Annotated in this window: 6 protein-coding genes; 2 read left to right on the top strand and 4 right to left on the bottom strand. The window is 71.0% G+C overall.

Annotated features, from left to right (window positions below; translation table 11 throughout):
* A partial coding sequence (locus tag LQ51_RS06225) for an RNA polymerase sigma factor (RefSeq protein WP_082159295.1) occupies positions 1-970 on the bottom strand: 970 nt, incomplete at its 3' end.
* Between the two features lie 397 nt (positions 971-1,367).
* Here LQ51_RS06225 and LQ51_RS06230 point away from each other — a divergent pair.
* Positions 1,368-3,479: a family 43 glycosylhydrolase gene (locus LQ51_RS06230; RefSeq protein WP_082159293.1), complete on the top strand. Its 2,112-nt coding sequence runs from the start codon at positions 1,368-1,370 to the stop codon at positions 3,477-3,479.
* 40 nt (positions 3,480-3,519) lie between these two features.
* On the top strand, positions 3,520-5,007 hold the full coding sequence (locus LQ51_RS06235; protein WP_082159294.1) for an endo-1,4-beta-xylanase: 1,488 nt from the start codon (positions 3,520-3,522) through the stop codon (positions 5,005-5,007).
* Here LQ51_RS06235 and LQ51_RS06240 read toward each other — a convergent pair.
* From LQ51_RS06240 to LQ51_RS06250, 3 genes are all read right to left on the bottom strand, one after another.
* Positions 5,004-5,960: a CPBP family intramembrane glutamic endopeptidase gene (locus LQ51_RS06240; RefSeq protein WP_046563709.1), complete on the bottom strand. Its 957-nt coding sequence runs from the start codon at positions 5,958-5,960 to the stop codon at positions 5,004-5,006. The two genes, LQ51_RS06235 and LQ51_RS06240, sit on opposite strands and share 4 nt — an antisense overlap.
* A gap of 186 nt (positions 5,961-6,146) precedes the next feature.
* Positions 6,147-7,910 (bottom strand): family 43 glycosylhydrolase, encoded by a 1,764-nt coding sequence (locus LQ51_RS06245; RefSeq protein ID WP_082159296.1) that lies wholly within the window; start codon positions 7,908-7,910, stop codon positions 6,147-6,149.
* A 319-nt stretch (positions 7,911-8,229) separates the two neighbouring features.
* On the bottom strand, positions 8,230-9,750 hold the full coding sequence (locus tag LQ51_RS06250; RefSeq protein ID WP_156312988.1) for an arabinofuranosidase catalytic domain-containing protein: 1,521 nt from the start codon (positions 9,748-9,750) through the stop codon (positions 8,230-8,232).
* Positions 9,751-10,101 lie beyond the last annotated feature (351 nt).

Genomic DNA, 10,101 nt, shown 5'->3' on the forward strand with positions numbered 1-10,101 from the left:
CGCCGGCGGCGAGGGCCGCGGCAACCACGGTGGCGGCGACGGGGTGTGCCACGACCGGCTGAAGCAGCGGGCCGAGGACCGCCGCCTTGACGCCCGCGCCGCCCGCGCCGCCGGACGCCGAGCTGAGCGTGCCGGGCAGGGCGGCGGCCGAGCCGGCCGCCGTGCCGAGCGCTCCCCGGGCGACCAGCACGGCGGCGAGGCCGACCGGTACCGGGAGCAGGCCGAGCCCGAGGAGCAGCCGCTCCGCACCGATCAGGCCGTCGGCGGCCCGCGCGCAACGCGGGCAGGACCTGGTGTGCCGGACCAGCCGCTTGCGCCACAACGGGCTCGGCACGCCGTCCCAGGCGGCCGCCGCGCCGTCGAGCTCGGGGCACCTCGGCCGGGCCTCCAGCGCGGCCACCAGCTCCCGGCACAGGTCGAGTTGGTGGCGCATGCGCTGCACCCGGACGGCCGCGTGCGCGACGCTGACCCCCAGGGCCGCCGCGAACTCGGCCCGGGTCAGTTCGCCCGCCACCTCCAGCCACCACAGGGAGAGCAGGGCCTGGTCGTCCGGGTCGAGCCAGCGGCTCGCCCGGACGGTCTGGCGACGCTGCCGGGAGAGCTCCACGCGCAGGGTCGTGACGTCCTCGACGGCGGCGTCGACATCCGGCAGCCCGGCCGCCTCGTCCAGCGGCGCGGTCCGGCGGGCAGCCGCCCGCCGGCGGTGCAGGTGGGTACCGAGCTGGCGCAGCGCGATGGCGGCCAGCCACGGCCGGAAGCTCTCGGGGGTACGCAGTTCCGGAAGCCGGCGGACGGCCCGCAGCATGGCGTCCTGGACGACGTCGTCGGTGTCCGGGTGCCCGTTCAGCGCGCGGTGCACGAGGCTGTAGACCAGCGGCAGGCCGCGGGACAGCAACTCGTCCAGGGCCCGCCGGTCGCCTGCCTGGGCCGCGACCACGAGGTCCGTCTCGTTCCTGCCGGTAGCTCGCATCCTCACGTCGCAGTCACACAGTTCGATCGGGGCGGGTGATCAGTGGTGGCGGCCGGAGCCGGTGGCCGGTGGTGGTTGACTGTCGCCGACGACCGACCACCCCGTCAAGAAGAGGGCCGGGTCCGGGGCGGCAAATGGACGTACCAAAAAGTGTTATCGGTCGCGGCGATGGCGAGTCGACAGCCGGCCGCACGGTGGTCGAATACATCGATCAGCGCCTAGCTCTTGAATGCCGCGAAACATTCTGGCAACGTTGGCGACCTCGATGTCTGTGCAGTGGGCGTAGGGCCTGCACACCTCGGGACCCCCAGCACTACCACCGTTTACGACCCGACGCCTACCGAGAGTTGTTAGCGCTAACAGCGTGGCGTCGACTCCGAGTGGAGGGAACATGCCCATGCCCATCGACCACGCGCCCCCACCGGCCGCCCCAGGCCGGCGCCGCCGGCGTCCGGGCCTGGCCGCCGCGGCCGTCGTGACCCTGCTGGCCAGCATGGCCGCCGTGGCGGTCAACGTCACCGAGGCGGCCGCGGCGTCGGTCGACACCAATGCCTGGTACGTCCTGGTCAACCGCAACAGCGGCAAGGCCCTCGACGTCTACGGCGCCTCCACCGCCGACGGCGCCCGCATCACCCAGTGGACCCGCAACAACGGCACCAACCAGCAATGGCAGTTCGTCGACTCCGGCGGCGGCTACTACCGCCTCAAGTCCCGCAACTCCGGTAAGGTCCTCGACGTCAACGGCGCGTCCACCGCCGACGGCGCGGCCGTCGTGCAGTGGAGCGACCACAACGGCACCAACCAGCAGTTCCGGCTGGCCGACTCCACCGACGGCTACGTCCGTCTCCTCAACCGCAACAGCGGCAAGGCCGTGGAGGTCCAGAACGCCGCCACCACCGACGGCGCCAACGTCGTGCAGTACAGCGACTGGAACGGCACCAACCAGCAGTGGCAACTCGCCCGGGTCGACGGCACCGACCCGACCCCCACCACGCCACCGCCGTCCGGTACGTCGTACACGAATCCCGTGGTGTGGCAGGACTTCGCCGACGGTGACATCATCCGCGTCGGCGACGCCTACTACTACTCGGCGTCGACCATGCACTACTCCCCCGGCGCGCCGATCCTGCGCTCCTACGACCTGGTGCACTGGGAGTACGCCGGGCACTCCGTGCCGAGCCTCGACTTCGGCTCCAACGCGTACAACCTCAACGGCGGGCGCGCGTACGTCAAGGGCATCTGGGCGTCGGCCTTCAACTACCGCAAGAGCAACAGCACATACTACTGGATCGGCTGCGTCGAGTTCAACCGCACCTACGTGTACACCTCGACCTCCGTCGACGGCACCTGGCAGAAGCGTTCGCAGATCAACAACTGCTACTACGACGCCGGGCTGCTGGTCGACGACAACGACACCATGTACGTGGCGTACGGCAACACGAACATCAGCGTGGCGCAGCTGTCGGCCGACGGGCTGAGCCAGGTCCGGTCCCAGCAGGTGTTCAGCACCCCGTCGAGCGTCGGCACGCTCGAAGGGTCGCGCTTCTACAAGCGCAACGGCTACTACTACATCTGGCTCACCCGCCCCGCCAACGGCCAGTACGTGCTGCGGTCCACCAGCCCGTTCGGCCCGTACGAGATGCGCCAGGTGCTGCTCAACATGCCCGGCCCGATCTCCGGCGGCGGCGTGCCGCACCAGGGCGGCCTCGTGCAGACCCAGAACGGCGACTGGTACTACATGGCCTTCGTCGACGCGTACCCCGGTGGCCGGGTGCCCGCGCTGGCGCCGATCACCTGGACCGGTGACGGCTGGCCGCAGGTCCAGACGGTGAACGGCGGATGGGGCGCGAGCTACCCGGCGCCGAACATCCCCGCCTCGTCGAAGACGGTGCAGCCGATGACCGGCCCGGACACCTTCACCGGCAGCGGGCTCGGCCCACGCTGGGAGTGGAACCACAACCCGGACAACACGAAGTGGTCCACCGGCAGCGGCCTGCGCCTGCAGACGGCCACGGTCACCAACGACCTGTACGCGGCCCGCAACACGCTGACCCACCGGATCCAGGGGCCGACGTCCACGGCGACCATCGAGCTGGACTACTCGACCATGGCCGACGGCGACCGCTCCGGGCTGGCGATGCTGCGTGACTCCTCGGCCTGGATCGGCGTCAAACGCGACAACGGCGCCACCCGGGTCACCCTGGTCAACGGCCTGACCATGGACGGCAACTGGAACACCACCGGGACGGGCACCGAGGCGGCCTCCGCCGCGGTCTCCGGCGGCCGGATCTGGTTGCGGGCCAGCGCCGACATCCGGCCCGGCAGTGGACGGCAGGCCCGCTTCTCCTACAGCACCGACGGGGTCACCTTCACCGCCCTGGGCCCGGCCTTCACCCTCAACAACGCCTGGCAGTTCTTCATGGGCTACCGCTACGCGATCTTCAACTACGCGACCCGGGCCCTCGGCGGTGCCGTCACCGTCCGCAGCTTCGACATGAGCACCCCGTGACCCGGCGCCACCACCACCAGAAACCCCGGAAGGTACGCAGATGAGACAACCTCCCCGCCCGCCGCAGGGACGGCTCCCGCAGCGGCTACGGGCGATCCTGACCCTGCTGACCGCCGCGCTGCTCGCGGCCGGCGCCCCGCTGCTGACGGCCGGCTCCGCCGACGCCGGCACCACCCTGGGCGCCTCGGCCGCCGAGAAGGGCCGCTACTTCGGCGCCGCCGTGCCCGCGTTCAAGCTGTCCGACGGCCAGTTCACCGGCATCCTGGACCGCGAGTTCAACGCGATCACCCCCGAGAACGAGATGAAGTGGGACGCCACCGAGCCGTCCCAGAACCAGTTCCGCTACACCGGCGGCGACCAGATCGTCAGCCACGCCCAGGCGCACGGCATGAAGGTCCGTGGTCACACCCTGCTCTGGCACGCCCAGCAGCCCCCGTGGGCGCAGAGCATGTCCGGCAGCACGCTGCGCAACGCCGCCATGAACCACGTCACCCAGGTGGCCGCCCACTACCGGGGCAAGATCTACGCCTGGGACGTCGTCAACGAGGCCTTCGCCGACGGCGGCAGCGGCGGACGCCGCGACTCCAACCTGCAACGCACCGGCAACGACTGGATCGAGGTGGCGTTCCGCACCGCGCGCGCCGCCGACCCGGGCGCCAAGCTCTGCTACAACGACTACAACACCGACGGCATCAACGCGAAGTCGACGGGCATCTACAACATGGTCCGTGACTTCAGGTCGCGCGGCGTACCGATCGACTGCGTCGGCTTCCAGTCCCACCTCGGCACCACGATGCCCGGCGACTACCAGGCCAACCTGCAGCGCTTCGCCGACCTCGGCGTCGACGTGCAGATCACCGAGCTCGACATCACCCAGGGCTCGAACCAGGCCAACATGTACGCGGCCGTCACCCGGGCCTGCCTCGCCGTCACCCGCTGCACCGGCATCACCACCTGGGGGGTGCGCGACAGCGACTCCTGGCGCGGCGGCGACAACCCGCTGCTCTTCGACGCCAACGGCAACAAGAAGGCCGCCTACACCGCCGTGCTGAACGCCCTCAACGCCGGTGGCGGCACCACGCCGCCGCCGGGTCAGGTCGACACCGGTGCCTGGTACGTGCTGGTGAACCGCAACAGCGGCAAGGCCCTCGACGTGTACGGCAAGTCCACCGCCGACGGCGCCCGGATCAGCCAGTGGACCCGCAACGACGGCAGCAACCAGCAGTGGCAGTTCGTCGACTCCGGCGGCGGCTACTACCGCCTCAAGTCCCGCAACTCCGGCAAGGTGCTCGACGTCAACGGCGCGTCCACCGCCGACGGCGCCGCCATCATCCAGTGGACCGACAACAACGCCGGCAACCAGCAGTTCCAACTCGCCGACTCCGGCGGCTACCTGCGACTGATCAGCCGCAACAGCGGCAAGGCCGTCGAGGTACAGGGCGCCGCCACCACCGACGGCGCCAACGTCGTGCAGTACAGCGACTGGAACGGCACCAACCAGCAGTGGCAGCTCGTCCGGGTCGGTTAGCGGGCCGGGGTCCCGCCGTCCTCCGGGCGGGCACCGATTCGATCCGCTGACCGGGTGTCCCGGTGCTCCCGTCCGGGGAGCACCGGGACATCGCCGCGCGCGGGCCGTCGCGAGGCGTGGTCGGGCGTCGGGTGGGCAGCCCGGTCGGGGCGGCGAAGCGGCTTCGACGCCCGGGCCGACGCCGGCCAGGACGCGATGATGCCCGCGACGACCACCGCCATGATGACGGCGGTGAGCGAAGGGTGGTAGTGGGACCCGGCGTGCGGAAACGACGACCAGGCCACGTTGTAGGAGGCGTGGCAGAGGGCCGGCGCGGCAATGCCGCCGCCGGCGTTGTCGTACAGCCAGACCAGCACGACGCGGAACAGGACGGTGAACGCGCACTGCCCGGCGATCCAAGACGCGGAGCGACCGGTCTGCAGGTGCGGCACGATGTGCCAGGCCGCCCAGACCGCGCCGATGACGAGCGCCGCGGCCAAAGGTCCCCATCGCTGCTGCAACGGGCTGGTGGCGTAGCCGCTCCAACCGATTTCCTCGGCCAGCGCGCTGACCAGGTAGATGGCGGCCAGCGGTAGCAGCGCCGACCAGGCGATGGCCGGGTCCGGAAGTGGCGCGCCGGTCCAGCGCAGCACGAGGTATGACGCCCCCAGGACCAGGGGTGGCAGCAGCAGCGCCGGGAGGTACCAGAGCAGCTGGGTGGTGCGCGGCCGGCGCACCATGCCGCGCGCCCAGACGCCCAGTCCTCGGCGTCCACGGCGCCGGTACATCAGCACGACCGCTGCGGTCGCCGGGCAGACGAACATCAGGGCGCTGGCCGGCACGTCCGCCCGGGTCCAGCGGGACAGGTTCCCGATCAGCGGGCCCAGCAGGTAGAACGCGCCGCTGAGGGCGAAGACCAGCCCGAAGAACGCGACCACGGGCCGGGCGGTGGGTGCGGGTACCGGCTGGGCCACGCGCGAAGCCTACCGACCGTGGTCCGGGGCCCGACCGCGACGGGCGGCGCACCGGGCCGGCGGCGTCGACAGCTCCCCGGCCGCGCTCGGCTTCGACCGCGGGCCAGCCGAACACCGCGCACGGGTGGCAGCCGCGTGACGTGGCCGGGCGACCGCGGGCCGCCCGGCCACTCCGCACGCGGGCGGTCAGCCGCGCAGGCTCCACTGCTGGTTGGTGTCGCCGTGGCAGTCCCAGAGGACGATCTTGGTCCCGTTGGTGGTGCCCCGGTTGGCCGCGTCCAGGCAGCGCCCGGACTGAACGCCGCTGATGGTGCCGTTCGAGTTGACGTTCCACTGCTGGTTGGCCCCGCTGGTGCAGTCCCAGATGATCACGCGGGTGTTGTTCGCCGTGCCGGCGCTCTCCGCGTCCAGACACTTGCCGCCGGACAGCTGCAACTGCTTGCCCGAGGTGTACGTCCAGCGCTGCTGGGCGCTGCCCGAGCAGTCGTAGAGCTGCGCCTGGGTGCCGTTGGTGGTGCTGGGCACGTCCAGGCACCGGCCGGACTGCACGCCCACGATCTGGGTGGCCGACGGGCTGGTCGGCGGCGGGTCGCTGGGGGTCGGCCCGGCGCCGCCGGTGAACCGCCAGTGATTGACATTGAACAGGTAGCTGCTGCCGCCGGTGAACCGCAGGTACAGGTCATGGGTGCCGGTGGCTCCGCTGACCGGGCAGGTGGTGTCGGTCCAGTTCTGCCAGCCACCGGTGCCGGTCACCCGGCAGGTCCCTACCAGCGGGCCGCTGACGCTGTCCAGGCGCAGCTCGATGCTGCCCCCGCTGCCGCCCGACGCCACCCGGGCCGTGAACGAGGCGGCGCCGGTGCCGAAGCCCACCCCCTTGACCTTGATGTAGTCACCGTTCTCGATCCAGCCGACGTTCATCCCGCCCTCGGAGCTCGGCTCGGTCTCCACTCCCGACTCCCAGGCGATCGTCTCGGCCTCCTGCCGGACGTACGGATCCAGCGTCTTGACCTGTGGTGCGCCCGTGGTCGTCATGGTGATCGTGGGGATCGTGCCGTTCGTGCCGTAGCTGAACTTCTCCACCGCCACGGACCGGGTGAAACCGCCGCCGCCCGGCAGTGCCCCGTTGTGGTAGAAAAAGTACGATCCGCCGTTGAAGTCGACGATCCCGGGATGGTTGGTGAAGCTGCTGCCCTGGGTCGGCATGATCGTGCCGCGGTAGGTCCACGGCCCCAGCGGGCCCGGCGCGGTCGAGTAGGCGATGAACTCCGAGCAGCACTTGGCCGCGTAGACCAGGTAGTAGAGGCCGTTGCGCTTGTACACCCACGGCCCTTCCTCGAACAGCGTCGGCCGGCTCGCGTCCCCGCTCCGCGTGCCGAACCCGGCCGTGGTCAACGGGATCTGGGTCGGGCTGCCCGAGTACGAGATCATGTCGGCGTTCAGCTTCACGTACCACAGGTTCGGATTGCCCCAGTAGAGGTACGCCTGGCCGTCGTCGTCGATGAAGACCGTCGGGTCGATCTCCCCGTTGCTCACCAGCGGACGCCCGATGGCGTCCCGGAACGGCCCGGTGGGGCTGTCGGCGACCGCCACGCCGATCCCCATCCGGCCGGTCGCGCGGACCGTCATGGGTACGTACCAGTAGAACTTGCCGTTGCGCTGGATCGCCTGCCCCGCCCAGGCGTCGGCGCTGGCCCAGCTGAAGCTGGCGAGGTTGAGCGGCGAACCGTGGTCGGTCCAGTTCACCATGTCGTCGGAGGACCAGACCCGCCACTCCTTCATCGTGAACCAGGTCGAGTTGTCCTCGTCATGGCCGGTGTAGAGGTACACCCGGCCGTTGTGCACCAGCGGTGCCGGGTCGGCCGTGTAGATCGTCTGCACGATCGGGTTGTCCGCGCGGGCGATGCCCGGCAACAGTCCCAACACCGTCAGCAGGCTCACGGCCAGGGCCATCACCCGCCGGGTCCGGCGGTTGCCGCGCGCCGGCGGCGCAGGCCGGCCGCGCTCCACCGGTACGCCGGCGGGTCGCGCCGCGCGGCGCGGTCCGCGCCGGCCGGACGCAAAGGACAGTGGCATGGTTGTCACCTTTCGCAAGAGTCGGCGGGTGGACGGTCCGGGCCTCAGCTCCGGCTCCACTTCGGGTCGTTGCCGCCGGTGCAGTTGGTAAGGACGATCGGGGTGTTGTTGCCGGTGCGGTTGGCAAGGACGATCGGGGTGCTGTTGCCGGTGCCGCCGCCGTTGCGGGCGAGGCGGCACCGGGCTGTGCCGCTGGTCAGCGGTAGCCGGCCGCGACGACGTTGCTCTGGACCGCGTTCTCGGTCGCGTCGGACGGGTAGCCCGCCACCATGGCGCCCTCGTAGAAGGTGCCGGCGCTGAGGTTGGCGCCCCCGCCGGGCTTGCAGCAGTCGCCGCCGCTGCCCAGGATGATGGCGCCCTGCTTCTTCATCGGGCTGTAGCCGGCCGGCAGCGCCCCGTCGTACAGGGTGTAGAGGCTGCCGGACTGGGCGTTGCTGCCCTTGATGGCGAACCGTGAGGTGCCGTTGTTCTTCAGCGTGGCGGTGACGAACTTGCTGGTGAAGGCGCGCTGGTTGGGGTTCCAGGACTGGCTGCCGCCCGGGTAGAGCCCCCACTCCAGGTCCGCCTGGACCCAGGGGCCGCTGCCGGAGCAACCGCCGAACCAGCAGCTGGTGCTGAAGTTGATCGCGTCCATCGCCCCGGCGGCGTCGGCGGACCGGGTGGTCTCGCTGTTGCCGTAGTCGAAGCAGCAGCCGCTGTTGACGTGGGTGCCGCTGGTGACCATGTACATGCCCTCCGGCGCGCTGCCGGTGGGGATGCCGGTGGTGTGCCCGTCCCGCCAGTAGCTGTTGCCGGGGTTGATGTAGAGCGAGTAGGCCTTGGCGCCACCGACGGTCAGTGACTCACTGGTGGCGGTGGCCGGCCGGCTGGAGCTGGAGCCGGGGACCTGCGGCGAGCCCTGGTACCACAGGTGGTTGCCGCGCCCGGACTGGTCGTAGACGACGGTGATGACGCAGGTGGTGCCGGCGCAGAAGCTGTCCTGGGTCGCCGCGTTGGCGTAGCCACCGGTGCTCAGCACGCCGATGTCCCGCGTCGCGCTGTCCGAGGAGCGGCGGACCTGGTAGAGGTTGCCGGCGTACGCCGAGAACAGCGCCCGGGTGGTGCTGTGCGCGGCGACGCAGGGCGTGCCGCCGGCGGCGTAGATGTCGCACGGCCGGCCGCCGGCCGGTGGCGGCGAGGTGGGCGGCGGGGACGACGGGGTCGTCGAGGTGGTCCACCGTTGGTTGGCCTGGCCGTTGCAGGTCCAGAGGATGATCTTGGTGCCGTTGGCGGTGCCGGCGCCGTTGGCGTCCAGGCAGAGTCCGGACTGGACGCCGGTGATGGTGCCGTCCGCGTTGACGTTCCACTGCTGGTTGGACTGGCCGTTGCAGGCCCAGATGATCACCTGGGTGCCCGGGCTGGTGCCCTGACCGTTGGCGTCCAGGCAGGTGCCACCGTTGCCGGTGAACTGGCGCGCCGTCGTGTACGTCCAGGTCTGTCCGGCACCGCCCCAACAATCGTAGAGCTGAACCTGTGTGCCGTTGGTGGTGCTGCCGTTCGGCACGTCGACGCAGCGGCCGGACTGCACCCCGACGATCGAGCCGGGACCGGCGGCGGCGACGGCCGCGTTGGTCCGGGCCACCAGGGCCAGGCCGCCGACGACGAGGACGAGCGCCAGGGCCCACCGCAGCGGACGCGACACTGTGGACGGGACGGGCCGGGCGGGAGAGACCACCATGACGGCTCCTCGGATACCTTGGCTCCGCGCCGGTGGCGCGGCCGGGTGATGGTCGCCGATGGATGCGTTAACATCCGCGGCCGGAGCTCATGCCGACGACACCCGGAGGACCGGTGAGTCCTGGCGGGCCAGGCTGCCGGAATGCCTGCGGTGGTGGCGTCTCGGCAGGGATGTTATCGATAACATCGACGTAACCAGATTAAAGCACAGCGGCGTCCATGGCGGGAGTCTCCAAGCGGCCCGCGCACGCCGCGGAAAAGACCCGCCGCGAGGCGCGCCCCGACGCCGAGCGACCCACCGCAAGGTGCTCCCCGCCGCCGAGCGCCCCGCCGCCGAGCCGCCCACCGCAAG

The organism is Micromonospora sp. HK10 (genome assembly GCF_000982955.1).
In the GTDB taxonomy this organism is placed as follows: domain Bacteria; phylum Actinomycetota; class Actinomycetes; order Mycobacteriales; family Micromonosporaceae; genus Micromonospora.